This is a genomic window from Streptomyces sp. JLBJ103, from assembly GCF_058215575.1.
This window is the reverse complement of sequence record NZ_CM177089.1, coordinates 4,401,188-4,425,132: the sequence shown is the minus strand read 5'-3', so window position 1 is coordinate 4,425,132 and position 23,945 is coordinate 4,401,188. Positions and strand designations below refer to the sequence as shown.

The 23,945-nt window shown below is 71.6% G+C and carries 19 protein-coding genes; 5 read left to right on the top strand and 14 right to left on the bottom strand.

Annotated elements, in window-relative coordinates; translation table 11 throughout:
• Window positions 1-50 precede the first annotated feature (50 nt).
• A complete protein-coding gene (locus AC4BEG_RS19535; protein ID WP_490701035.1) occupies window positions 51-1,151 on the top strand; it encodes a citrate synthase 2 in 1,101 nt (366 codons plus the stop codon).
• Here AC4BEG_RS19535 and AC4BEG_RS19530 read toward each other — a convergent pair.
• The 9 genes from AC4BEG_RS19530 to AC4BEG_RS19490 form a co-directional block, all read right to left on the bottom strand.
• Window positions 1,148-1,774 carry a TetR/AcrR family transcriptional regulator gene (locus AC4BEG_RS19530; RefSeq protein ID WP_490701034.1) on the bottom strand — a complete coding sequence of 209 codons (627 nt, stop codon included), beginning with the start codon at window positions 1,772-1,774 and terminating at the stop codon, window positions 1,148-1,150. The two genes, AC4BEG_RS19535 and AC4BEG_RS19530, sit on opposite strands and share 4 nt — an antisense overlap.
• The gene (locus tag AC4BEG_RS19525; protein WP_490701033.1) at window positions 1,771-2,625 is read right to left on the bottom strand and encodes an enoyl-CoA hydratase family protein; all 855 of its coding nucleotides are present in this window, start codon (window positions 2,623-2,625) and stop codon (window positions 1,771-1,773) included. The genes AC4BEG_RS19530 and AC4BEG_RS19525 overlap by 4 nt, the downstream gene beginning before the upstream one ends.
• Complete coding sequence (locus AC4BEG_RS19520) at window positions 2,622-4,205, bottom strand: AMP-binding protein (RefSeq protein ID WP_490701032.1); 1,584 nt, start codon at window positions 4,203-4,205, stop codon at window positions 2,622-2,624. Before AC4BEG_RS19520 ends, AC4BEG_RS19525 begins: the two co-directional genes overlap by 4 nt.
• Before the next feature lie 76 nt (window positions 4,206-4,281).
• Complete coding sequence (locus AC4BEG_RS19515; protein WP_490701031.1) at window positions 4,282-5,418, bottom strand: acyl-CoA dehydrogenase family protein; 1,137 nt, start codon at window positions 5,416-5,418, stop codon at window positions 4,282-4,284.
• A 188-nt stretch (window positions 5,419-5,606) separates the two neighbouring features.
• Window positions 5,607-7,715 (bottom strand): acetyl/propionyl/methylcrotonyl-CoA carboxylase subunit alpha, encoded by a 2,109-nt coding sequence (locus AC4BEG_RS19510; RefSeq protein WP_490701030.1) that lies wholly within the window; start codon window positions 7,713-7,715, stop codon window positions 5,607-5,609.
• Window positions 7,716-7,720: 5 nt separating this feature from the next.
• On the bottom strand, window positions 7,721-9,316 hold the full coding sequence (locus tag AC4BEG_RS19505) for an acyl-CoA carboxylase subunit beta (RefSeq protein WP_490701029.1): 1,596 nt from the start codon (window positions 9,314-9,316) through the stop codon (window positions 7,721-7,723).
• Window positions 9,313-11,010 carry an acyclic terpene utilization AtuA family protein gene (locus tag AC4BEG_RS19500; protein WP_490701028.1) on the bottom strand — a complete coding sequence of 566 codons (1,698 nt, stop codon included), beginning with the start codon at window positions 11,008-11,010 and terminating at the stop codon, window positions 9,313-9,315. The genes AC4BEG_RS19505 and AC4BEG_RS19500 overlap by 4 nt, the downstream gene beginning before the upstream one ends.
• On the bottom strand, window positions 11,007-11,801 hold the full coding sequence (locus tag AC4BEG_RS19495) for a TIGR03084 family metal-binding protein (protein WP_490701027.1): 795 nt from the start codon (window positions 11,799-11,801) through the stop codon (window positions 11,007-11,009). Before AC4BEG_RS19495 ends, AC4BEG_RS19500 begins: the two co-directional genes overlap by 4 nt.
• A gap of 164 nt (window positions 11,802-11,965) precedes the next feature.
• Window positions 11,966-14,791, bottom strand: coding sequence for an FAD-binding and (Fe-S)-binding domain-containing protein (locus AC4BEG_RS19490; RefSeq protein WP_490701026.1), 2,826 nt, complete (start codon window positions 14,789-14,791; stop codon window positions 11,966-11,968).
• 223 nt (window positions 14,792-15,014) lie between these two features.
• Here AC4BEG_RS19490 and serC point away from each other — a divergent pair, with 223 nt between their 5' ends.
• Window positions 15,015-16,133, top strand: a complete 1,119-nt coding sequence (gene serC / locus AC4BEG_RS19485) for a phosphoserine transaminase (RefSeq protein ID WP_490701025.1) — start codon at window positions 15,015-15,017, stop codon at window positions 16,131-16,133.
• 75 nt (window positions 16,134-16,208) lie between these two features.
• Here serC and AC4BEG_RS19480 read toward each other — a convergent pair whose 3' ends face one another.
• Window positions 16,209-17,207 carry a hypothetical protein gene (locus AC4BEG_RS19480; RefSeq protein WP_490701024.1) on the bottom strand — a complete coding sequence of 333 codons (999 nt, stop codon included), beginning with the start codon at window positions 17,205-17,207 and terminating at the stop codon, window positions 16,209-16,211.
• Window positions 17,208-17,501: 294 nt separating this feature from the next.
• On the opposite strand from AC4BEG_RS19480, the gene AC4BEG_RS19475 reads away from it, so the two are divergent.
• Together AC4BEG_RS19475 and AC4BEG_RS19470 are read left to right on the top strand one after the other, a co-directional pair.
• Window positions 17,502-18,047, top strand: coding sequence for a hypothetical protein (locus AC4BEG_RS19475; RefSeq protein ID WP_490701023.1), 546 nt, complete (start codon window positions 17,502-17,504; stop codon window positions 18,045-18,047).
• A 215-nt stretch (window positions 18,048-18,262) separates the two neighbouring features.
• The gene (locus AC4BEG_RS19470) at window positions 18,263-19,258 is read left to right on the top strand and encodes an aldo/keto reductase (RefSeq protein ID WP_490701022.1); all 996 of its coding nucleotides are present in this window, start codon (window positions 18,263-18,265) and stop codon (window positions 19,256-19,258) included.
• A gap of 222 nt (window positions 19,259-19,480) precedes the next feature.
• Here AC4BEG_RS19470 and thpR read toward each other — a convergent pair whose 3' ends face one another.
• From thpR to AC4BEG_RS19455, 3 genes are all read right to left on the bottom strand, one after another.
• A complete protein-coding gene (thpR, locus tag AC4BEG_RS19465; RefSeq protein WP_490701021.1) occupies window positions 19,481-20,044 on the bottom strand; it encodes an RNA 2',3'-cyclic phosphodiesterase in 564 nt (187 codons plus the stop codon).
• A 107-nt stretch (window positions 20,045-20,151) separates the two neighbouring features.
• On the bottom strand, window positions 20,152-21,525 hold the full coding sequence (locus AC4BEG_RS19460) for an MFS transporter (RefSeq protein ID WP_490701020.1): 1,374 nt from the start codon (window positions 21,523-21,525) through the stop codon (window positions 20,152-20,154).
• A gap of 30 nt (window positions 21,526-21,555) precedes the next feature.
• Window positions 21,556-22,017, bottom strand: coding sequence for a MarR family winged helix-turn-helix transcriptional regulator (locus tag AC4BEG_RS19455; RefSeq protein WP_490701019.1), 462 nt, complete (start codon window positions 22,015-22,017; stop codon window positions 21,556-21,558).
• A 133-nt stretch (window positions 22,018-22,150) separates the two neighbouring features.
• Between AC4BEG_RS19455 and AC4BEG_RS19450 the strand changes: the two genes are divergently transcribed.
• Complete coding sequence (locus tag AC4BEG_RS19450; protein WP_201870639.1) at window positions 22,151-22,336, top strand: ribbon-helix-helix protein, CopG family; 186 nt, start codon at window positions 22,151-22,153, stop codon at window positions 22,334-22,336.
• Window positions 22,337-22,387: 51 nt separating this feature from the next.
• On the opposite strand, the gene AC4BEG_RS19445 is transcribed toward AC4BEG_RS19450, so the two are convergent.
• Window positions 22,388-23,854 (bottom strand): NCS2 family permease, encoded by a 1,467-nt coding sequence (locus AC4BEG_RS19445; protein WP_490701018.1) that lies wholly within the window; start codon window positions 23,852-23,854, stop codon window positions 22,388-22,390.
• Between the last annotated feature and the right edge of the window lie 91 nt (window positions 23,855-23,945).

Sequence of the window (23,945 nt, the reverse complement as noted above, 5' to 3'; positions counted from 1 at the left end):
CGTGGAACCGTCCCGGCGCCGGCGCCGACCACATCACGAGGAGCCGCCTGATGTCCGATTTCGTACCCGGACTCGAGGGAGTCGTCGCGTTCGAGACGGAGATCGCCGAACCCGACAGGGAGGGCGGCGCGCTCCGTTACCGAGGCGTCGACATCGAGGACCTCGTGGGCCATGTGTCCTTCGGCAACGTGTGGGGTCTGCTGGTCGACGGCGCGTTCAACCCCGGCCTGCCCGCCGCGGAGCCCTTCCCCATTCCCGTGCACTCCGGGGACGTCCGGGTCGACGTCCAGTCCGCGCTGGCCATGCTCGCGCCGGTCTGGGGTCTGAAACCGCTGCTGGACATCGACGAGGAGCAGGCCCGCGAGGACCTCGCGCGCGCCGCCGTGATGGCCCTGTCGTACGTGGCGCAGTCGGCCCGCGGCCAGGGGCGGCCGATGGTGCCGCAGCGCGAGATCGACAAGGCGGAGACCATCGTCGAGCGGTTCATGCGGCGCTGGCGCGGTGAGCCCGACCCCAAGCACGTCGCCGCCGTCGACGCCTACTGGACCTCCGCGGCCGAGCACGGCATGAACGCCTCCACCTTCACCGCCCGGGTCATCGCCTCCACCGGAGCCGATGTCGCCGCCGCGCTCTCCGGCGCGGTCGGCGCCATGTCCGGCCCGCTGCACGGCGGGGCACCCTCCCGGGTGCTGGGCATGATCGAGGAGATCGAGCGCACCGGGGACGCCGGGGCGTACGTCCGCCAGGCCCTGGACCGGGGCGAGCGGCTGATGGGCTTCGGCCACCGCGTCTACCGCGCCGAGGACCCGCGGGCACGAGTGCTGCGGCGCACCGCCAAGGAGCTGGGCGCACCGCGGTTCGAGATCGCCGAGGCCCTGGAGCGAGCCGCCCTGGACGAGCTGCACAACCGCCGCCCGGACCGGGTGCTCGCCACCAACGTGGAGTTCTGGGCGGCCATCGTGCTGGACTTCGCCGAGGTCCCGGCGCAGATGTTCACGTCGATGTTCACCTGCGCCCGCACCGCCGGGTGGAGCGCGCACATCCTGGAGCAGAAGCGGACCGGACGGCTGGTCCGGCCCTCCGCGCGCTACACCGGACCGGGCGCCCGCAGCCCGCACGACATCGAGGGCTACGGGGACATCTCGCGCTAGGCCCTGTCCTGCCCGCTCAGCACCCTGTCCAGGATGTCCGCCCACTGGGCGACGACCCGCTCCCGGCGCGCGCCGTCGTCTCTGAGCAGATTGGCCAGGCCCAGACCGCGGGCCATGTCCAGCAGGCCCTGCACGGTCTCCCGTACCCCCGGCACGGACTCGTCGGCGCCCAGCAGCTCCACCGCCATGCGGTGCGTCTCCCGGCCGAGCCGCGCCTCCAGCGCGGTCACCCGGGTGCCGAGCTGCTCCTCGTTGGCGGCCGCCACCCACAGCTGGAGGGCGGCCCGGAACAGCGGGCCGGTGTAGAGGCCGACGATCGCCCGCACCACCGCCCGGTTACGGCCCTCCCCCCGCGGAGTGGGGAGGGCCCGCAGCTCGGCCGAGCGCTCCTCGGCGACATGCTCCACCGCGGCCGTGAACAGGTCCTCCCGGGTCGGGAAGTGGTGCTGGGCCGCGCCCCGGGAGACCCCGGCCCGCTCGGCCACCACCGACACCGTGGACCCGGCCCAGCCGTACTCGGCGAGACAGGCCACCGCGGCTTCCAGCAGCCGCTGCCGGGTGGCGCGACTGCGGTCCTGCTTGGGGTCGCGCAGCACGGTACGGGGGCCGGTCGCCCGCGTCACCGCCCGGCCTCCGCCGCACCGGCCTCCGCCGCACCGGCCTCCGCCGCACCGGCGCCCGCCGTACCGGCCCCGGCCTCGTCCGCCGCACCCGGCACCCACGCCGGATCCCGGCGCTCCAGGAACGCCGTCATCCCCTCCCGCGCCTCCGCCGACCCGAACAGCCGTGCCGACAGCTCCGCCAGCGACTCGGCGTCCCGGTCGAACGTCCGCAGCACCTCCGCCGTCACCAGCCGCTTGGACTCCGCGAGGCCCTGCGGGGAGCCCCGGCGCAGGCCCTCCAGCACCGGCGCGAGCAGCGCGTCCGGGTCGCCGTCCGGGTCCGCCAGCGTCACCAGCCCGATCCGGGCCGCCTCGGCCGCGTCGAACTTCTCCCCGGTCAGGTAGTAGCGGGACGCCGCGCGGGCGTCCACCCGGGGCAGCAGCGGCAGCGAGATCACCGCCGGGGCCAGGCCCAGCCGCGCCTCCGTGAAGGCGAAGCTGGACCCCGTACCCGCCGCCGAGATGTCGCACGCCCCCAGCAGCCCGAGCCCCCCGGCCCGCACATGCCCCGCGACCCGGGCCACCACCGGCTTGGGCAGCTCCACGATCGACCGCAGCAGCGCCACCAGGCCGAGCGCGCCGGTGGTGGCCGGCGGCTCCTTCAGGTCCGCGCCCGCGCAGAACGTATTGCCGGTGTGGGTGAGCAGCACGGCCCGGGTGTCCCCGTCCCGTCCGGCCGCCGCCAGCGCCTCGTGCAGCTCGGCCACCAGCCGGGCCGAGAGCGCGTTGCGGTTGTGCGGGGAGTCGAGGGTCAGCGTGGTGATGCCGCGGGCGTCGGTACGCCGTACCAGCGGCGGAGGCGCGTCGGTCATGTCGCGGTCGAACTCCTTTCCCTGGCGCGCAGCTCGCGCCTGAGGATCTTGCCGGTGGCGGAACGCGGCACGGCGTCCGTGAACTCCACGCTGCGCACCTTCTTGTACGGGGCCACCTGTTCGGCAACGTAACGGATGAGGTCGTCGCCCGAGACGCGGGCTCCGGGCACCCGCACCACATACGCCTTGGGCAGCTCATTGCCCGCGTCGTCGGCCACCCCGATGACGGCCGCGTCGGCGACGTCGTCGTGGGTGAGCAGTACGGCCTCCAGATCGGCGGGCGCGACCTGGTAACCCTTGTACTTGATCAGCTCCTTGACCCGGTCCACCACATACAGCCAGCCATCGGCATCCACATGTCCGACGTCCCCGGTGCGTAGCCAGCCCTCCGCGTCGATCATCGCGTGAGTCTCCTCGGGCCTGCCCAGATAGCCCTTCATCGCTTGTGGGCCCTGGATGAGGATCTCCCCGTCCACCCCCACCGCCACATCCCGTCCCGACTCCGGGTCCACGATGCGCATCCGAGTGCTCGGCAGCAGCCTGCCCACCGTCCCCGGCGGGACGTTCTCCGCGCCCCGGGGCACCAGATGCGAACCCGGGGACAGCTCCGTCATCCCGAACGCCTGGAGCAGCGGCGGCACCCCTAACCGCTCGGCGCACGCCTGCGCCAGCCGCGCGTCCAGCGGCGCCGCCGCGCTCAGCACGAACCGCACCGACGACAGATCGCGGCCCTCCACCGCCGGATGCTTCGCCAGCGCCAGCACGATCGGCGGCGCCACGTACAGCGCCTGCGCCCGGTGCTTCTCGATCGCGGTGAGGAACTGCTCCAGATCGAACCGCGGCAGCACGATCACCGTGCTGCCCTTGCGCAGCGGCGCGTTCATCAGCGCCGTCAGTCCATAGCTGTGGAAGAACGGCATCACCGCCAGCACCCGTTCGTCCGGCAGCGTCGGCACCAACTTCTCCACCTGCGCCAGATTGGTCGCCACGTTCCGGTGGGTCAGCATCACCCCCTTCGGGGTGCCCGTCGTCCCCGACGAGTACGGCAGCACCGCCACGTCCTCCACCGGGTCGATCTCCACCACCGGCTCCGGCGCCGTGCACGCGAGCATCTCGCGCAGCGAACGGTGCCCGCTCGCCTCGTCGCACACAAAGATCTCGCGCACCCCACCGGCCCGCTCCGCCGCCTGGCGGGCCACCCCGAGCAGCGGCGACACGGTGATGATCCACCGTGCCTCCGCGTCCCTCAGCTGCTTGGCGAAATCCTCCGCCGTCGCCAGCGTATGCACCGTGGTGACGGCCGCGCCGGTGCGCGTCACGCCGTAGAACGCCGCCGGGTACATGATCGAGTTGGGACTGTGCAGCGCCACCATGTCGCCCTTGCCCACTCCGGTCTCGGCCAGCGCGGCGGCGATCCTCCGTGAAGCGTGATCGAGCTCGGCATAGCTCATGCTCGCCCCCGTCACCCCGTCCAGCAGCGCGGTCCGCTCACCGAACTCATCCGCCGCACGGGCCAGTACGGCCTCGTGAATGGGCAGATCGACGGGCGGGAGATCGGGATAGTCGCTGTGCAACACCATGGCGTTCCCCTCGAATCCGATTACCTTCCCGTGGGTCCTGCCCAACTCTCGTCCCGGCTGCGCGTGTTGTACGTCATCAGTACGACTTCGGCAGTCCCAGCGTCTGGTGCGAGACGAAGTTGAGGATCATCTCCCGGCTCACCGGCGCGATCCTCGCCACCCGCGACGCCGTGATCAGCCGCGCCAGCCCGTACTCCGTGCTCAGCCCGTTGCCGCCCAGCGTGTGCACCGACTGGTCCACCGCCTTCACCGCAGCCTCGGCGGCCGCGTACTTCGCCATGTTCGCCGCCTCCCCCGCGCCCGCGTCATCACCGCTGTCGTACAGATACGCCGCCTTCGCCGTCATCAGCCGCGCGAGCTCCAGCTCGATATGGGCCTGCGCCAGCGGATGCGCGATGGCCTGGTGCGCGCCGATCGGCTCCTTCCACACCTGACGGGTACGGGCGTAGTCCACCGCCTTCGCCAGCGCGAAGCGGCCCATTCCCAGCGCGAACGCCGCCGTCATGATCCGCTCCGGGTTCAGCCCCGCGAACAGCTGGAGCAGCCCCGCGTCCTCGTCGCCCACCAGCGCGTCCGCGGGCAGCCGTACGTCATCCAGCACCAGCTCGAACTGCCGCTCGTCCGCGGCCAGTTCCATCGGGATGTGGTGGTACGCGAAACCGGGGGTCTCGCGAGGGACGATGAACAGACACGGCTTGAGCTTCCCGGTCCGCGCGTCCTCGGTCCTGCCCACGATGAGGGTGGCGTCGGCGGTGTCCACCCCCGTGATGAACACCTTGCGGCCGGTGAGCACCCAGTCGTCGCCGTCGCGGCGGGCGGTGGTGGTGATCCGGTGCGAGTTCGACCCCGCGTCGGGCTCGGTGATCCCGAACGCCATCCGTACGCTGCCGTCGGCCAGACCGGGCAGCCAGCGGCGCTTCTGCTCCTCGGTGCCGAAGCGGGCGATGACCGTGCCACAGATGGCGGGCGAGACGACGAGCAGGAGCAGCGGGCAGCCCGCCGCGCCCAACTCCTCCAGCACGATGGACAGTTCGGCTATGCCGCCGCCTCCGCCGCCGTACTCCTCGGGGAGGTTGACCCCGAGATACCCCAGCTTCCCGGCCTCCTTCCACAGCTCGTCGATGTCGCCGCTGTGGCTCTGGCCGAGGGCGGCGACGGCGGCGCGGAGATCGGCGCGTTCGGGGGTGTCGGTGGGGGTGTGGTTGATGGTCATGTGCGGCTCCTCGTGGTTGCTGCCGTGTGGTTGCGGTGCGTTGTCACGGGGCGGGTCCTTGGGTCTCCGGCGCGGCGTCCTGGACCGGATATTTACGGCGCCGGTGCCCGGAGAAGTCCGGTGAGCCCCGGATTGGCGCCACAAATATCCGAAAGTGTCCAGGACACCACCCCTGCGACCCCGGCCCCTTACGTGCGCTCGTCCTCCGCCACCACCGCGAGCAGGGCGCCGACCTCGACCTGACGGCCGGTGGCCACATGCAGCGCGGTGAGTACTCCGGCGGCGGGTGCGGTGATGCGGTGCTCCATCTTCATGGCCTCCAGCCACAACAACGGCTGTCCGGCCTCGACCCGATCACCCACGGCCACTTCGGCGACCCGGACCACCGTGCCCGGCATGGGCGCCAGCAGTGAGCCCGGTTCGGTACGGGCGGTGGGGTCGGGGAAGCGGGGCAGGGCGGTGAAGGCGAAAGATCCGAGGGGCGAGTCGACATGGACGCGGTCGCCGTAGACCGCAACGTCGAACGTCCGCCGGATGCCGTCGACTTCGAGGACCACCCGGTGCGGATCGGCCCGCACGAGCCGGAGGTCCGGGAAGTGGTCGGCCACCAGACCGTCGCGGGTGAGCCGGTAGCGGACCTCGTGCTCGGTACCGTCCGGCTCGCCGCGGTAGGTCTTGATCTGCGGCTGGGAGGGGACATTGCGCCATCCGCCCAGTCGCCCGGCGATGGATGGGGGTTGGTCGGTCGCATCGGCTACTGCCGCCACCAAGGCAGCGAGCGGGGCCGACGCGTCATCCGCTTCGGTGAGCTCGTCGAGATGCCGCTCCAGGAAACCGGTATCCATCCGCCCCGCGATGAACTCCGGGTGGCGCAGGGCCCGTACGAGCAGCTCCCGGTTGGTCACCGGGCCATGGATGGAGGCACGCTCCAACTCGTGCGCCAGACGCCGCAGCGCCTCCGCACGGGTGGGCGCCCAGGCGATGACCTTGGCCAGCATCGGGTCGTAGTGGACGCCGATCTCGTCGCCGTCCACGATCCCGGAGTCGATACGCAGTCCCGGCGGAGAGCCGCCGACGAGACGGGAGGGGCCGGGGTCGCAGGGGTGGTGTCCTGGACGCTGTCGTGTATTTGTGGCGCCAATTTCGGGCCCACCCAACTTCTCGGAGGGCCGGCGCCAAAAATATACGGTCCAGGGCGCCGCCCCGGAGGCCCCGGAACCGGACCCGCCCCCGCCCCCCGGCGCACCCCCCACCAAGCCGAACCGATGCATCGCACCCGTCTGCGGCTGCCACCCCCGCCCCGGATCCTCCGCGTACAGCCGGGCCTCGACCGCGTGCCCCCGCGCCTCCGGCGGCGCCTCGCCCAGGCGTTCGCCCTCCGCGACGCGCAGTTGCAGCGCCACCAGGTCCAGGCCGTACACCTCCTCCGTCACCGGGTGCTCCACCTGGAGCCGGGTGTTCATCTCCAGGAAGTACGCGCGCTCCCCTGAGACCAGGAACTCCACCGTGCCCGCGCCCTCGTACCCGATGCTGCGTGCCGCGTTCGCCGCCGACTCGTGCAGTACGGTGCGCAGCGCGTCGCTCAGGCCCGGCGCCGGGGCCTCCTCGATGACCTTCTGGTGGCGGCGCTGAAGGGAGCAGTCGCGGGTGCCGAGGGTCCACACCGTGCCGTGGGTGTCGGCGAGGACCTGGACCTCGACATGGCGGGCGCCTTCCATATAGGGCTCGAGGAAGACCTCGCCGTCCCCGAAGGCGGAAGCCGCCTCCGCCCGCGCGGACTCGAGTTCGGCGGGGAGCGCGTCGAGGTCGCGCACCACCCGCATACCGCGTCCGCCGCCGCCCGCCGCCGCCTTGACCAGCAGGGGGAGGTCGGCGGCGGTGACGCGGTCGGGGTCGGCGGGGGCGAGAAGGGGGACACCCGCCTCGTGCATCAGCTGTTTGGCGCGGGTCTTGGACGCCATGGCCTCCATCGCGGCGGGCGGTGGCCCGACCCAGACCAGTCCGGCGTCCGCCACCGCGCGGGCGAAGTCGGCGTGTTCGGAGAGGAAGCCGTAGCCGGGGTGGACGGCGTCGGCACCGGCGGCGAGGGCGGCTTTGACGATGAGGTCGCCGCGCAGATACGTGTCGGCGGGGGCGTCGCCCGGCAGCCGTACGGCGGCATCGGCCTCGTGGACATGGGGGGCGTTGGCGTCGGCGTCGGAGTACACGGCGACGGTGACGATGCCGAGTTCTCGGCAGGTGCGGAAGATACGGCGGGCGATTTCGCCGCGGTTGGCGACCAGGAGAGAGCGGATCATTTTCCTCACATCCGGAAGACGCCGAAGCCGCGTGCGCCTTCGACCGGTGCGGTGTGGATGGCGGACAGGCAGAGGCCGAGCACGGTGCGGGTGTCACGGGGGTCGATGACGCCGTCGTCGTAGAGCCGCCCGGAGAGGAACATGGGCAGGGACTCGGACTCGATCTGCTGCTCGACCATGGCGCGCAGCCCGGCGTCGGCCTCTTCGTCGTAGGGCTGCCCCTTGGCGGCGGCGGACTGGCGGGCGACGATGGACAGGACGCCCGCGAGCTGCTGCGGCCCCATGACGGCGGATTTGGCGCTGGGCCAGGCGAAGAGGAAGCGGGGGTCGTAGGCGCGGCCGCACATGCCGTAGTGGCCGGCGCCGTAGGAGGCGCCGATGAGGACGGACAGGTGGGGGACGCGGGAGTTGGAGACCGCGTTGATCATCATGGCGCCGTGTTTGATGATCCCGCCCTGCTCGTATTCGCGGCCGACCATGTAGCCGGTGGTGTTGTGCAGGAAGAGCAGCGGGATGTCGCGCTGGTTGGCGAGCTGGATGAACTGGGCGGCCTTCTGGGACTCCTCGCTGAACAGCACGCCCTGGGCGTTGGCGAGGATGCCGAGGGGGTAGCCGTGCAGGGTGGCCCAGCCGGTGGCGAGGCTGGTGCCGTAGCGGGGCTTGAACTCGTCGAAGTCGGAGCCGTCGACGATGCGGGCGATGACCTCGCGGGGATCGAAGGGGATCTTGAGGTCGCCGGGGACGATGCCGAGGAGTTCGTCGGGGTCGTACTTCGGCGGTGCGGCGGGTCCCGGGTCGGGGTGGGCCTTGCGCCAGTTGAGGCGGGCGACGACGCGGCGGGCCTGGCGCAGCGCGTCGGGCTCGTCGGTGGCGAAGTAGTCGGCCAGTCCTGAGGTGCGGGCGTGCATCTCGGCGCCGCCGAGGGACTCGTCGTCGCTCTCCTCGCCGGTGGCCATCTTGACCAGGGGCGGACCGCCGAGGAACACCTTGGAGCGCTCCTTGACCATGATGACGTGGTCGGACATGCCGGGGATGTACGCGCCTCCGGCGGTGGAGTTGCCGAAGACCACGGAGACGGTGGGGATTCCGGCGGCGGAGAGCCGGGTGAGGTCACGGAAGAGCGCGCCGCCGGGGATGAAGATCTCCTTCTGGCTGGGGAGATCGGCGCCGCCGGACTCGACGAGGCTGACGACGGGGAGCCGGTTGAGGTGGGCGATCTCGTGGGCACGCAGGGACTTCTTGAGGGTCCAGGGGTTGCTGGCGCCGCCGCGCACGGTGGGGTCGTTGGCGCTGATCACGCACTCCACACCGGAGATCACCCCGATGCCGGTCACCAGGGAGGCCCCGACGGGGTAGTCGCTGCCCCAGGCGGCGAGCGGGGAGAGCTCGAGGAAGGGGGTGTCGGGGTCGAGGAGCATTTCGATGCGCTCGCGGGCGAGGAGTTTGCCGCGCTTGCGGTGGCGGGCGAGGTATTTCTCGCCGCCTCCGGCGAGCGCCTTGGCGTGCTCGGCATCGAGTTCACCGAGTTTGGCGAGCATCGCCTCGCGGTGGGCCGTGTAGTCGGCGCCGCCGGGGTCGAGCGCGGACGCGAGCACGGTCACAGAATTACCTCCGGTATGTCCAGGTGGCGTGAGCGCAGCCATTCGCCGACGGCTTTGGCCTGCGGGTCGAAACGGGCCTGGGCGGCGACGCCTTCGCCGAGCAGACCGTCCACGGTGAAGTTCAGGGCGTGGAGGTGGGGCAGGGCGTGGCGGGTGACGGGCAGCTCGGCCGTCTCCGGGAGCAGGGCGCGCAGCCGGTCGGCGGTGAGGGTGTGGGCCAGCCAGCGCCAGGCGTCCTCGGTGCTGGCCCAGACGCCGATGTTGGCGCTGCCGCCCTTGTCGCCGCTGCGGGCCCCGGCGACGAGGCCGAGCGGGGCGCGCCGGGTCGGGCCCGGCGGGAGCGGGGGCGGCAGGGGTGGTTCGTCGACGGGTGCGAGGAGTTGGCTGCCGGGGGCCGGGGGGATGGTGGTGCGGGTGCCGTCGGGGAGGACGGCGGTGTGGGTCACGGCGTCGGCGGGGATCGCGGCCGCCTCGAACACGCCGTAGGGGGAGGCTTTCCCGGGCGGTGCGGTGACATGGAAGCCCGGGTAGCTGGCGAGGGCCAGTTCGACGGCGGCCGAGCTGACCGCGCGGCCGACGGTGTCGGGGTCCTGGTCGCGGACGACAAGCCGCAGCAGGGCGCTGCCCTCTTCCTGTACGGCGGCGTCCGGGTGGTCGGTACGGGCCAGGGTCCAGCGCAGTTCGGCGGGGCGGCGGCGGGCGAGCGCGGCTTCCATCTGGCTCTGGACGAGCGCGGCCTTGGCCTCGATGTCGAGGCCGGTGAGGACGAACACCATCTCGTTGCGGTGGCCGCCGAGCCGGGTCAGCCCGGTCTTGAGGGTCGGGGGCGGCGCCTCGCCGCGTACACCGTGGACCCGCACCCGGTCGGGGCCGTCGGGGCTGAGCCGGACGGAGTCGAGGCGGGCGGTGACATCGGGGCCGGGGTAGCGGGCGCCCGCGGTCTCGTAGAGGAGCTGGGCGGTGACGGTGCCGGTGGTGACGGCGCCGCCGGTGCCGGGGTGTTTGGTGATCACGCAGGAGCCGTCGGCGGCGATCTCGGCGAGCGGGAAGCCGGGGCGGCGGATGTCGTGGTCGGTGAAGAAGGCGTAGTTGCCGCCGGTCGCCTGGGTGCCGCACTCCAGGATGTGCCCGGCGACCACGGCTCCGGCCAGCGCGTCCCAGTCGTCGGCGGCCCAGCCGAAGTGGGCGGCGGCGGGCCCGGTGACGAGGGCGGCGTCGGTGACGCGTCCGGTGACGACCACGTCCGCGCCGCCCTGGAGGCAGGCGACGATCCCGGCGCCGCCGAGATAGGCGTTGGCGGTGAGCACGCCGGGGCCCCAGTCGCGGGTGGTGAGCAGATCGTCGCCCTCGACATGGCCGACGCGGACGGCGATGCCCAGCTTGTCGGCGAGGGCGCGGATGGCGTCGGCGAGTCCGGCCGGGTTGAGTCCGCCCGCGTTGGTGACCAGCCGTACGCCGCGCTGGACGGCGAGGCCGAGGGTGTTCTCCAACTGCCGCAGAAAGGTGGTGGCATAGCCGCGGCCGGGGTCCTTCATCCGGTCGCGGCCGAGGATGAGCATGGTCAGCTCGGCGAGGTAGTCGCCGGTGAGGACGTCCAGCGGGCCGCCGGTGAGCATCTCGTGGACGGCGTCGAAGCGGTCGCCGTAGAAGCCGGAGGCGTTGCCGATGCGGAGCGGGGCGGGTGCGGCGGTCACGCTGCACCCCCGCCCGGGAGGCGGCCCTTTCCGGGCGGTCCGGCGAACGCCTGGGCGATGTCCAGCCAGCGGTCGGCGTCCGGGCCGTGCGCGGTCACGGCCACATCGGCGCGGTGGGCGCGCTGGGTGACCAGTAGACAGAAGCCGAGGGCGTCCCCGGTCACCCGCTGGGCCGCGTCCTCGGGACCGAAGGTCCACACCTCGCCGCCGGGGGCGGTGAGTTCGACCCGGAACTCCTCGGCGGGCGGCTCGATACCGCGCGCCGCGTACGCGTAGCCGCGCGCTCGCACCCCGATCCGGGCCACATGTCGCAGCCGGGCGGTGGGGACGCGCGTCACGCCGAGGGCGTCGGCGATGTCCTGGCCGTGCGCCCAGGTCTCCATCAGCCGTCCGGTGGCCATCGACTTCACGCTCATCGGCGGTCCGTACCAGGGCAGCCGGGCGCCCGGTGGTGCCTCGGCGAGCGTCCGGCACAGCCGCTCACGCCCTTCCCGCCAGCGCCGCAGCAGTTCCGCGGGCGGCAGCGCGGCCCCCTGCTCGGCGCCCTCGTCCACGAACCCGCCCGGTGCCGCCCGTGCCTTGCGCACCTCCGCCGCGAAGCCCTCCGGGTCGAGCGCGGCCTGTGCGGCGCGTTCGTCGGTCCAGGCGAGATGGGCGATCTGGTGGGCAACGGTCCAGCCGGGTGCGGGGGTCGGGGTCCGCCAGCCCGGGTCGTCGAGCCCGGCCACCAGGCCGTCCACCTCGTCCCCCTCGGCGCGCACTTCGCCGAGCAGGGCTTCCGTATCGGACACGCGTGGCTCCCGTCGTCGGGGGGTGTCATGCGGGCGTTGGGGGTGAGCGTGGCAGCACCGCGATAAACAATCAAGCATGCTTGCATGATTTTCGGCCGGAGATAGACGGCGACGGCCCCGCCGGGCCCGGGTGGGCGGCGGGGCCGTCGTGACGGGCTCGGGCGTCAGGGCAGATGCTCGGCGAGCACCTCGGCGAGGTGGCGGGCCGGGCGGCCGGCCAGTTGGTCGAGCTGGGTGCGGCAGGAGAAGCCGTCCGCCAGGACCTCGGCGGCGTCCCCGGCGGCCCGCACCGACGGCAGCAGCTGCTCCTCGGCGCAGGCGACCGAGATGTCGTAATGACCCGCCTCGAAGCCGAAGTTGCCCGCCAGACCGCAGCAGCCGCCGCTCAACTCACCCGTCAGCCCGGCGCGTTCGCGCAGTCTGCGCTCGGCGGCGTCGCCGAGGACGGCGTGCTGGTGGCAGTGGGTCTGGCCGACGACCGGACGGTCGACCACGGGGGGCCGCCAGTCGGGGGCGTGGTCCTCCAGGGCCTGGGCGAAGGTGGTGACGGACTCGGCGAGCCGGGCGGCGCGCGGATCGGAGCCGAGGAGTTCGGGCAGATCGGTGCGGAGCGCGGCGGTGCAGCTCGGTTCCAGGCCGACCACCGGGAGCCCGGCGTCCAGGGCGGGAGCCATGACGTCCAGGGTGCGGCGCATCACCGCGCGGGCGCGGTCGAGCTGACCGGTGGAGACCCAGGTCAGCCCGCAGCACACCGGTTTGGGCGGCACCACCACCCGCAGCCCGGCCGCCTCCAGTACGGCGACCGAGGCCCGGCCGACCGACGGGGAGAGGTGGTTGGTGAAGGTGTCCGGCCACAGCACCACGGTGCGGCCGGTGTCCGGGCGGCGGGCGGCCACGTCCCGGGCGTGCCGCCGCCACCAACGGGTGAAGGGCTCCTTCGGCAGCACCGGGAGGTCCCGTTCCGGGGCGATCCCGCCCGCCCGCTTGGCCAGGGCGGCCAGCGGGGCCACCCCGGAGGCCACGTTGGCCACCGGGGCGGCGCGCAGCAGGGACGCCGCGCGGAGCCACACCGGCAGCCAGCCCATCGAGTAGTGCGCGGCGGGCCGCACCCGCCCCTCGTAGTGGTGGTGCAGGAACTCCGCCTTGTAGGTGGCCATGTCGACCCCGACCGGGCAGTCACTGCGGCAGCCCTTGCAGGACAGACACAGGTCGAGCGCGTCGTGCACCTCCTGGGAGCGCCAGCCGTCGCGCACCACCTCGCCCGCGAGCATCTCGTGCAGCAGCCGGGCGCGGCCGCGGGTGGAGTGCTGCTCCTCCCCCGTCGCCCGGTACGAGGGGCACATCACGCCCGCGCCGGACACCGACTCATTGCGGCATTTGGCGACGCCGACACAGCGCCGCACCGCGGCCGAGAAGTCACCGCCGTCGTGCGGATAGCCGAACGCGACGTCGACCGGGCGGCGCGGAAGGGAGTCGAAGCGCAGATCCTCGTCGAGGCGCCGGGGCCGGGCGAGGACGCCGGGGTTGAGCCCGCCCTCCGGGTCCCACAGGTCCTTGAAGCGGGTGAAGAGGCCGACCATCTCCTCGCCGTACATCCGCGGCAGCAACTCGGCCCGCGCCAGCCCGTCGCCGTGCTCGCCGGAGAGCGAACCGCCGTGGGTGACGACGAGGTCGGCGAGGTCGGCGGAGAAGTCGCGGAAGACCCGCACCCCGGCCTCGCTCATCAGGTCGAAGTCGATCCGGACGTGGATACAGCCGTCGCCGAAGTGCCCGTACGGGGTGCCGCGCAGTCCGTGCTGCCCGAGCAGCGCCCGGAAGTCGCGCAGATACGCGCCCAGCCGGGCGGGCGGCACCGCGCAGTCCTCCCAGCCCGGCCATGCCTCGCTGCCGTCGGGCATCCGGGTGGCGGTCCCGGAGGCGTCCTCGCGCACCCGCCACAGCGCGCGCTGCCCGGCCGGGTCGGCCACGACGGTGTGGTCGGTGGTGGCGTCCGCGGCGGCGCGGGCGATCTCCTCGGCGCGGGCGTACGCCTCCTCCCGCGTTCCGCCGCCGACCTCCACGAACAGCCAGGCGCCGCCCTTGGGCAGCCCGGACGCCCCGGCCACCAGGTCGGCGGCCATGCCCTCGACGGTCAGCGGCCCGTACGGCAGCAGGGTGTGCGCGGCCTCGGCGGCGGCGCTCTCGTCGGGGTAGCCGAGCACGGCCAGCGCGCGGGCGGGGGGCGCCTCGACCAGCCGGACGGTGGCCTCGGTCAGCACACCGAGGGTGCCCTCGCTGCCGGTGAGGGCGCGGGCCACATCGGCGTGCTTCTCGGGCAGCAGCTCATCGAGGGCGTAGCCGGAGATCCGGCGGGGCAGCTCGGGGAAGCCGGTGCGCAACAGTGCGAGGTTCTCTCCGGCCAGCGACCGCATCCCGTCGCGCAGCCGGACGGGCAGTCCGTCCAGGCCCTGGGCGGCGCGCACCCGCTCGCCGCCGTAGGTCAGCACGTCCAGGGCGTGGACGTTGTCGGCGGTGGTGCCCCAGGCGACCGAGTGGGAACCGCAGGAGTTGTTGCCGATCATGCCGCCGAGGGTGCAGCGGCTGTGGGTGGAGGGGTCGGGGCCGAAGGTCAGTCCGTGGGCGGAGGCGGCTCCGCGTAGATCGTCGAGGATCACCCCGGGCTGGACGACGGCGGTCCGCGCCTCCGGATCCAGCGCGAGAATGCCCCGCATATGGCGGGTGAAGTCCAGGACGATGCCGAGCCCGGTCGCCTGTCCGGCGATCGAGGTGCCGGCGCCGCGGGCGACCACCGGCACTCCGCGCTCCCGGCAGGCGGCCAGCACCGCCGCCACATCGTCCGCGTCCCGGGGCGCGACCACACCGACGGGCACCCGCCGGTAGTTCGACGCGTCCATGGTCATCAGTGCCCGGCTCGCCGTGTCGAAGGAGACATCCCCGTTGACGGCTCGCCGCAAAGCATGCTCCAGTTCGCCTGCCTCATGATCAGCCATGCCCCCATGGTCCATGCCGAGGGCCCCGAAGAGAATGTCCAATTCCGATCGGATGCGGGTTCGTTCGGGGAGCGCTGCCACGGCCCGGTCGCCTCGGCGTCAACGGCATGCGGACGGGTGCGTCAATAGGGTGCGCACAACGACGTCAACAAGGCGTGGACAGATCGTCTCATTCACCGGACGGCGGGCGGGAGTGCGGGGACCGACGGACTAGGCTGCGGTCGTGGCTGAGATCCGGATTCCCGCTGACATCAAGCCCGCCGACGGTCGCTTCGGCTCGGGCCCCTCCAAGGTACGCACCGAGGCGCTCAGTGCCCTGGCCGCCACCGGCACCTCCCTGCTGGGCACCTCCCACCGCCAGCCCCCGGTCAAGAACCTGGTCGGCAAGGTGCGCGACGGAGTGCGCGAGCTGTTCCAGATCCCCGAGGGGTACGAGGTCATCCTCGGCAACGGCGGCTCCACCGCGTTCTGGGACATCGCGACGCACGGTCTGATCGACTCCCGTTCCCAGCACCTGTCCTTCGGTGAGTTCTCCTCGAAGTTCGCCAAGGCCGCGAAGCTGGCGCCGTGGCTGGACGAGCCCACCGTGATCTCCTCCGACCCCGGCACCCACCCGGAGGCCGAGGCCGAGGCCGGGGTGGATGTCTACGCCTTCACCCACAACGAGACCTCGACCGGTGTCGCCATGCCGATCCAGCGGGTGGCCGGTGCCGACGAGGGCTCGCTGGTGCTGGTCGACGCGACCTCGGGGGCGGGCGGCCTGCCGGTGGACATCGCCGAGACCGACGTCTACTACTTCGCCCCGCAGAAGTCCTTCGCCGCCGACGGCGGGCTGTGGATCGGGATCTTCTCGCCCGCCGCGCTGGAGCGCGCCGCCCGGATCCACGGGTCGGGCCGCCATGTGCCGGAGTTCTTCTCGCTGCCGACCGCGATCGACAACTCGCTGAAGAACCAGACGTACAACACCCCGGCGCTGGCCACGCTCTTCCTGCTCAACGACCAGCTGGAGTGGATGAACGGCCAGGGCGGTCTGGACTGGGCGGTGCGGCGCACCGCGACCTCCTCGCGGACGCTGTACGGCTGGGCCGAGGGGTCCAAGTTCGCCACCCCGTTCGTGACCGACCCGGCCAAGCGCTCGCAGGTCGTCGGCACGATCGACTTCAACGACGACATCGACGCCGCCGCGGTCGCCAAGGTGCTGCGGGCCAACGGCATCGTGGACACCGAGCCGTACCGCAAGCTGGGCCGCAACCAGCTGCGGGTGGCGATGTTCCCGGCGGTGGACCCGGCCGATGTCGAGGCGCTGACCGCCTGTGTGGACTACGTCATCGAGCAGCTCTGAGGCGTAGGCCCGATCCGGCGCAAAGGGGTCCGGGGTCGCTGCGGCGGCCCCGGACCCCTTTTCACGTCACACCACTCAGCGGCGGCGGAACAGCCTGCGCACTCCGAGGAACAGCACCATCGCCCCGCCGAAGGTGAGTACGGCCTTCGTCAGCGTGCTGTTCTTGTCATCCTCGCCGCGCCCGGCGTGGGAGCCGCCCTTGCCGCCGTTCTTCTTCTGCTCCTTGGCGGTCGCGTCGGGCAGCAGCTCCCCGTCGAGCGGCTCGGCGCTCACCCGGGAGTACGGACCCTCGGTGCCGTACATCAGGGTGCCGCCGTCCGGGCTGAAGGTGACGGACTCGCCCTGCCGCTGGAGCGGCAGCCCCGGCTCCTCCTTCAGCTCCTTGGGCTTTCCGTTCCGCCAGCGGTATTCGGCGGCCGTGAAGTAGCCGCGGAGCACCAGCCTGCTGCCGTCGGGGGCGAAGGCCCCGTCGGTGACCTCCATGTCGACGGGTGCGATCCGGCGGAAGACGTTCGTACCCGAGGGCGTGAGGGTGTCCGGCCCCTCGTACAGCCCGCCGTCCTCCTCGCTCTTGCTGGCGATGTAGACCTTGCCGGTCTTCGGATGGACCATCATCGCCTCGGCGTTCCGCGGCCCGCCCTGGTACTCGACGGTGAACTGGGTGGCCTTCACGGCCATATCGCGCAGCTTCTTGGGCTCGGGGAAGCGGTAGATCCACACATGGGACCACTGGCCGCCGAGGTTGTCGCCGATGTCGCCGACGTAGACATTGCCGTCCGGCCCGACCGAAACGGCCTCGACGTCCCGCGGTTTGCCCACTCCGCGCATCGTGATCCGCGCGACGGTCTTCCCCGTCCTGCTGTCCACGGCGTAGACGTACGGGCCGTCCGAGCTGTCGTTGTGCGTCCAGTAGACGCCGGGGTGGGCACGGCTCGCGGCGAGGCCGCTGGACTCGGCGATCCGAGGGTCCTTGATCTGGAAGGACGACGGTGACGAGTCGTCGGCCGCGGCGGGAGGGGCGGCGGACAGGGCCAGCAGGACGGCGGCACCGAGGAGAGACGGAAGCGGACGCATGGGCTCAAGCCTGCCATCCCGCCGGGCCGGGCCGGTCGGGAACCGGTCCGGCGGCCGGGGGCACCAGCCGCCCGCCGAGCCGCCCCGGTCCGCCGGAAGGAACCGGACGCATAACGCCACCCGTTACGGGAAGACAACGACCGGAATTCACCTGGGGAACTCAAAAGAATTCCTGAACCGCAGATAATTTGATCTGATCCCGGGATCATTTCAGCGGAAAATTTATCGGTCATTGGCGGCATAGCGGGCGGGCCCATTGCATTCAAGAAAGGGCCCGCTCTACGGTCTCTGGCCATGAGCAATTACAGCCAGTCCCCCTATGGGCAAACCGCGCCCGCATATCCGGGCGCTCCGCAGAACGGCGGTGCTGCCCCGGCGGCACCGTCCAAGAAGTTCGCGATCCTCGGGGCCGTCGGATCCGCCGTCGCGCTGGTCGGGTCCATGGTGAACTGGATCGTCTCCGGCGAGTCGGGCACGGACGGCGGCGTCAAGGGGATGGACGGCGATGGTGTCATCACGCTGATCATCGCCCTGGTCGCGGCGGTGGTCTTCCTCGCCACCCTGGCCCGCGCCAAGGCACCGCTCTACCTCGGCGGCGGACTTCTGGGCGTGGCCGCGGCGGTCGTCGCCGCCATCAACATGGCCGATCCGGCGCGTCTGCTCGCCCAGAAGCTGGAGGACAAGGGCATGCCCGCCGAGGCCGCCGAGAAGGCCGCCGAACAGGGTGTGGATCAGCTCGACATCAGCGCCGGCCCCGGAATCTACATGGTTCTGATCGGCGGTCTGCTGGCCCTCGCCATGGGTATCGTCGGATTCATGCAGGCCCGCAAGAGCAGCTGATTCACAATTCTTTCACGCTTCCGTCGCACCAGCTCGATCCGGCGGAATCCGCAGACCCGCATTTTGACCGCACGGGGGGTCAAAACGCGGGTCCTCGGGTTTTCCGGGACGGAATTCCCGCGGTGTGCTTTCCGCCGTATGCGGTCCGGGTACGTCCCCTCGCCCCCGGACCTGCCCCCTTGATTGGAGCGCACTCCAAGAGCTTGGCTGACTCCATGAAGTACACGCAGCTCGGACGCACAGGTCTCAAGGTCAGCCGACTGGTCCTCGGCACCATGAACTTCGGCCCGCAGACCGACGAGGCGCACAGCCACGCGATCATGGATGCCGCGCACGAGACGGGGATCAACTTCTTCGACACCGCCAATGTCTACGGCTGGGGCGAGAACAAGGGCCGTACCGAGGAGATCATCGGCAGCTGGTTCGCCCAGGGCGGCGGACGGCGCGAGAAGACCGTCCTCGCCACCAAGGTGTACGGGAACATGGGCGCCGGCGGCGAGGTCTGGCCCAACGACGACAAGCTCTCGGCCCTCAACATCCGCCGGGCGGTGGACGCCAGCCTCAAGCGGCTGCGCACCGACCACATCGACCTGTACCAGTTCCACCACGTGGACCGCTCCACCCCGTGGGACGAGATCTGGCAGGCGATGGACGTCCTGGTCCAGCAGGGCAAGATCCTCTACGTGGGCTCCTCCAACCACGCTGGCTGGCACATCGCCAAAGCCAACGAGACGGCGCGACGGCGTGGTTCCTATGGGCTGGTCAGTGAGCAGTGCCTGTACAACCTCGCCGAGCGGCGCGCCGAGATGGAGGTCATCCCGGCCGCACAGGACTACGGCCTCGGAGTGATCCCCTGGTCGCCGCTGCACGGCGGGCTGCTCGGCGGCGCGATCCGCAAGGAGCGGGAGGGCGGCGGCGGGCGTACCGCGTCCGGACGCAGCGCCGACGCGCTGAGCAACACCTCGGTACGCGAGCAGGTGCAGGCGTACGAGGACCTGCTCGACAAGCACGGTCTGGAGCCCGGTGAGACGGCGCTGGCCTGGCTGCTCACCCGGCCCGGGGTGACCGGCCCGATCGTCGGCCCGCGCACCGCCGAGCAGTTGGCGTCGGCGGTCCGGGCGTGCGAGCTGACGCTCGGCGAGGAGCTGCTGCGTTCGCTGGACGAGATCTTCCCGGGTCCCGGCCCGTCGCCGGAGGCGTTCGCCTGGTAGTGGCGCGGTGAACGGACCCGGCCCGGTGACCGGCGCGCGGCCGCGCCAGGGTCCGCCGTCAAAGGGGGCGTCCGGCCGCGAGCGGCGTCTTCGACGACGGGCCCTGGGGGTCAGCCCCCGAGCGCGGCCGCCACGGCGACGACGAGGAGCATCAGCACCAGCGCGCCGCTCATGATCATGTTTCTGGTCTTCGGGTCCACACCCCGAGATTAGCCGGGCCGCTCAGCGGCCGAGCGACCAGGCCACCATCACCTCGTAACGGGGCTGGCGCCCGGCGACTCCGGGGGTCGGCGGATGGCTGCGGACCAGGCTCAGTTCACGCACCGGCCACACCCGGCCCGCGAAGCCGGCCAGCTCGTCGACGTAGGGCGCGAGGCTGGTGGTGCCGCGGTTGCGGGCGATCGTCAGATGCGGGTGGTACGGCCGGTGCCGGTCCATCGGCACCCCGGCCCGGCGGGCCCCGGCCGCGGCGGAGTCGGCGAGCCCCTTCAGGGCCGCGCTGTCACCGTCCACTCCGACCCACACCACCCGGTCCGAGAACCGGCCGCCCCCCGCGAGCCGCAGCTCATGGGGCTCATGGCGATGGGCGGCGCGGGCCAGCCGGGTGTGCAGCTCGGGCAGCAGCCCCTCGTCCACCTCGCCGAAGAAGGCGAGGGTGAAGTGCCAGCCCGCCCGCTCGGTCCAGCGCAGCGCGTCAGCGCCCGGCAGCGCGCGCAGCGCGTCCACCCGGGCGGCCAGCTCGGCGACGGCCTCCTCGGGCGGCAGCACGGCGGCGAAGAGTCTCATCCGGCCAGTCTCGCGCAGTCGGCGCCGCGGCGGACGGCGCGCGGCAACCAAGTCCGGCCCGAGCCCGGCCCGAGCGCCGAGCGCCGAGGCCAGGCGTGGCCAGGGCCCTACCCCGCTGGGGCCAGCCGCTCTTCCTCGCTCCGCGGGACGAAGACCACACGAGGATGTCCCCGGCGCAGATCCAGCTTCATCCGCAGGCCCCCGGCCCGGACCAGGATCAGGCCCACCGCGACCGCGGCGGCGGCCGAGACCAGCCCGCCCGCGGCGAAGCCCACCCGGGCGCCGAAGGTGTCGGTCAGCCAGCCGACCAGGGGGCCGCCGATCGGGGTGCCGCCGACGAAGACCATCATGAACAGGCTCATCACCCGGCCCCGCATCGCGGGATCGGTCGCCAGCTGGACGCTGGAGTTCGCCGTGACGTTGAAGGTCAGGCTGAAGATGCCGATCGGCACCATCAGCGCGGCGAAGAGCCAGAAGACCGGGGTCACCGCCGCGGCCACCTCCAGCACGCCGAACATCAGCGCCGCCATGATCAGCAGCCGCCGCCGGGCCACCACCCGGCGGGCCGCCAGCAGCGCACCGGTGACCGAGCCGATCGCGATCAGCGAGTTGAGCAGGCCGTAGGTCCCGGGGCCCGCGTGGAAGACATCGTCGGCGAAGGCGCTCAGCCAGATCGGGAAGTTGAAGCCGAAGGTGCCGATGAAGCCGACGAGCACGATGGGCCAGATCAGATCGGGCTGACCGGCGACGTAGCGCAGCCCCTCACGCAGCTGCCCCTTGCCGCGCGGGGTCCGCTGATGCGTGTGCAGCTCGCTGGTGCGCATCATCAGCAGGCCGATCAGCGGGGCGGCGAAGGAGAGGCCGTTGATCAGGAATGCCCAGCCGCTGCCGACAGCGGTGATCAGCACACCGGCGATGGCCGGGCCGACCAGCCGGGCGGACTGGAAGTTCGCGGAGTTCAGACTGACCGCGTTGCGCAGGTCCTGCGGGCCCACCATCTCGTTGACGAAGACCTGGCGGGTCGGGTTGTCCACGACGGTGACCATGCCGAGCAGGAACGCGATCAGATAGACATGCCAGACCTGGACATGGCCACTGAGGGTGAGCGCGGCGAGCGCCAGACCACACAGCCCCAGCGCGGTCTGGGTGATCAGCAGCAGCCTGCGGCGCGGGTAGCGGTCGGCGATGACCCCGCCGTACAGGCCGAACAGCAGCATCGGCAGGAACTGGAGCGCGGTGGTGATACCGACTGCGGTGGAGGAGCCGGTGAGGCTCAGCACCAGCCAGTCCTGGGCGATACGGGACATCCAGGTGCCGGTGTTGGATATGACGGCGCCGGTGGCGAAGAGGCGGTAGTTGCGGACCTTCAGCGAGCGGAAGGTACCGCCCTTGGCGCGCCCTGCCACGGGGACGCCGGGGGTGCGGGAGTCGGAGTGGGGGTGCGGTGCGGGTGCGGAGTCTGCTCCGGGTCCCGTACTCAAGTGGCTTCGCCTCCTGATGGCTCGGGGTTCTTACAAATGCGCGAGCTTCTCCAGCACGGGCGCGGCGGCGCGCAGGGCGTCCCACTCCTCCTCGGACAGCTGTCCGACCAGCTCGGCCAGCCACGCATTGCGCTTGCGCCGGCTCTCTTCGAGCATGGCCTCCGCCCGCTCGGTCTGCGAGACGACCTTCTGCCGCCGGTCCTCCGGATGCGGCTCCAGCCTGACCAGCCCCTTGGCCTCCAGCAGGGCCACGATGCGGGTCATCGACGGCGGCTGGACATGCTCCTTGCGGGCCAGCTCACCGGGGGTGGCGCTACCGCACTGGGCGAGGGTGCCCAGGACCGACATCTCGGTGGGGCTGAGCGACTCGTCCACCCGCTGGTGCTTGAGCCGCCGGGACAGACGCATCACCCCGGACCGCAGGGCGTTCACGGCGGTCGCGTCGTCTGGCGGTGTCTCCGCCGAGGGCTGGAGACGGGACGGATCCGGCATGGTCTTTAGCGTAACTCATTACCTCACCTAAGGAAAATCTGGATGAAGCTTTCCCTCGCAATGTCACCCAAAAGAGTGAGGCAACTCCGAAACGTGACGTGCGGTGGGCTGCGGGGCGGCGATCCTTGGCCGTATGGGATCGAAGGTGCTCAGCCTGCGGATGGACGGTGAGCTGCTGGACCGGATCCGGCAGCATGCCGCAAAACGCGGAATGAGCGTCCAGGACTATGTCATCCGGACGCTCATTCGCGAGGACTTCGACGAGCGTTTCACGACGTCCGTCGACGAGACGGAGCGCTTCTACGGCCAGGTCGGCTGACCCGGCCGCGCCCCGGCGGCCGCCGGGGCCGCGCACTCCGGACGGGGCGGATCAGGCCGCCCCGAGCGCCTGCTCGATCGGGTGGAGCAGGAAGTAGACCAGGAAGCACAGCCCGACCACGCCCAGCAGCCACGGGATCTCCCGGGTGCGCCGGGTGGCGATCCGCAGCAGCAGGAAGGCCAGCACACCGATGCCGATCCCGTTGGTGATGCTGTAGGTGAACGGCATCGCGATCATGGTCAGGAAGGCCGGGATCGCGATGGTGAAGTCGCTCCAGTCGATCTCCTTGACGTTCGCCGCCATGATCAGGAAGCCGACGACCACCAGCGCGGGCGTCGCGGCCTGCGACGGAACCACCTGGGCCAGCGGGGTGAAGACCAGCGCGAGCAGAAAGAGCCCGCCGGTCACGATGTTGGCGAGCCCGGTCCGGGCACCCTCCCCGACACCCGCCGTGGACTCCACGAAGCAGGTGTTGGCCGAGGCCGAGCCGAAGCCGCCACCCGCGACCGCGATACCGTCCACCATCAGGATCCGGCCCATGCCCGGCAGCTGACCGTGCTCATCGGTGAGTTCGGCCTCCTCGCCGACGCCGATGATCGTGCCCATCGCGTCGAAGAAGCCGGACAGCAGCACGGTGAAGACGAAGAGACAGCCGGTGAGGATCCCCACCTCATGGAAGCCGCCGAACAGGCTGACATCACCGATCAGCCCGAAGTCCGGGGTGCCCACCACCTGCTCCGGGACATCGGGGACGGTCAGCCCCCACATGCCGTCCGGGATGTCCATGGCCGAGTTGATCACGATCGCGGCCACGGTCATGGCCACGATGCCGATCAGGATCGCCCCGCGCGTCTTGCGGACGACCAGCACGAAAGTGAGCGCCAGCCCCACCACGAAGATCAGCACCGGCCAGCCCTGGAGCTTGCCCTCGATCCCGAGCCCCATCGGCACGCTGGTCTTGGCCTTGTCCGGGTTACGGGTGACGAAGCCCGCGTCGACCAGGCCGATGAGGGCGATGAACAGCCCGATGCCGATCGCGATGGCCCGCCGTAGTCCGCCGGGGATCGCGTCCATCACCCGCTGCCGCAACCCGGAGGCCACCAGGATCATCAGCACCAGACCCGCCAGGACCACCATGCCCATCGCGTCCGGCCAGCTCATCTTGGGGGCGAGCTGGAGCGAGACCACCGCGTTGATACCGAGGCCCGCGGCGAGCGCGATGGGGACGTTGCCGATGATCCCCATGAGCAGCGTGGTCAGCCCCGCCATCAGCGCGGTGGCGGTGACCAGCTGGCCGTGGTCGAGATGCTGATGGAACTTGTCCTCGCCGGTCTGGAGGATGATCGGGTTCAGCACGACGATGTAGGCCATCGCAAAGAAGGTGGCCAGACCGCCGCGGAGCTCCCGGGAGACCGAGGAACCGCGCTCGCTGATCTTGAAGAATCTGTCGATGCCATGGGTGGGCGGTGCCGGGGTCTGCCGCTGGGCATCGGCAGGCGCGGGGGCCGAGGGAGACATGCAGGACCTCAGTGGTGCGTGAACATCAACGATGGGCCCTTGGATGATCGAACAAGAAGTGCCGACTCAGACCCGGAACGGTTCAGTATGA

What these genes read in the sequence shown, in the direction of transcription:
- AC4BEG_RS19455 (WP_490701019.1), bottom strand. Translation starts at nt 22,017, where the DNA reads ATGCCGGATCCGTCCCGTCTCCAGCCCTCGGCGGAGACACCGCCAGAC.
- AC4BEG_RS19450 (WP_201870639.1), top strand. Translation starts at nt 22,151, where the DNA reads ATGGGATCGAAGGTGCTCAGCCTGCGGATGGACGGTGAGCTGCTGGAC.
- AC4BEG_RS19445 (WP_490701018.1), bottom strand. Translation starts at nt 23,854, where the DNA reads ATGTCTCCCTCGGCCCCCGCGCCTGCCGATGCCCAGCGGCAGACCCCG.
- AC4BEG_RS19520 (WP_490701032.1), bottom strand. Translation starts at nt 4,205, where the DNA reads ATGGTGTTGCACAGCGACTATCCCGATCTCCCGCCCGTCGATCTGCCC.
- AC4BEG_RS19475 (WP_490701023.1), top strand. Translation starts at nt 17,502, where the DNA reads ATGAGCAATTACAGCCAGTCCCCCTATGGGCAAACCGCGCCCGCATAT.
- AC4BEG_RS19510 (WP_490701030.1), bottom strand. Translation starts at nt 7,715, where the DNA reads ATGATCCGCTCTCTCCTGGTCGCCAACCGCGGCGAAATCGCCCGCCGT.
- thpR (WP_490701021.1), bottom strand. Translation starts at nt 20,044, where the DNA reads ATGAGACTCTTCGCCGCCGTGCTGCCGCCCGAGGAGGCCGTCGCCGAG.
- AC4BEG_RS19515 (WP_490701031.1), bottom strand. Translation starts at nt 5,418, where the DNA reads ATGACCATCAACCACACCCCCACCGACACCCCCGAACGCGCCGATCTC.
- AC4BEG_RS19470 (WP_490701022.1), top strand. Translation starts at nt 18,263, where the DNA reads ATGAAGTACACGCAGCTCGGACGCACAGGTCTCAAGGTCAGCCGACTG.
- AC4BEG_RS19480 (WP_490701024.1), bottom strand. Translation starts at nt 17,207, where the DNA reads ATGCGTCCGCTTCCGTCTCTCCTCGGTGCCGCCGTCCTGCTGGCCCTG.
- AC4BEG_RS19525 (WP_490701033.1), bottom strand. Translation starts at nt 2,625, where the DNA reads ATGACCGACGCGCCTCCGCCGCTGGTACGGCGTACCGACGCCCGCGGC.
- AC4BEG_RS19535 (WP_490701035.1), top strand. Translation starts at nt 51, where the DNA reads ATGTCCGATTTCGTACCCGGACTCGAGGGAGTCGTCGCGTTCGAGACG.
- AC4BEG_RS19490 (WP_490701026.1), bottom strand. Translation starts at nt 14,791, where the DNA reads ATGGCTGATCATGAGGCAGGCGAACTGGAGCATGCTTTGCGGCGAGCC.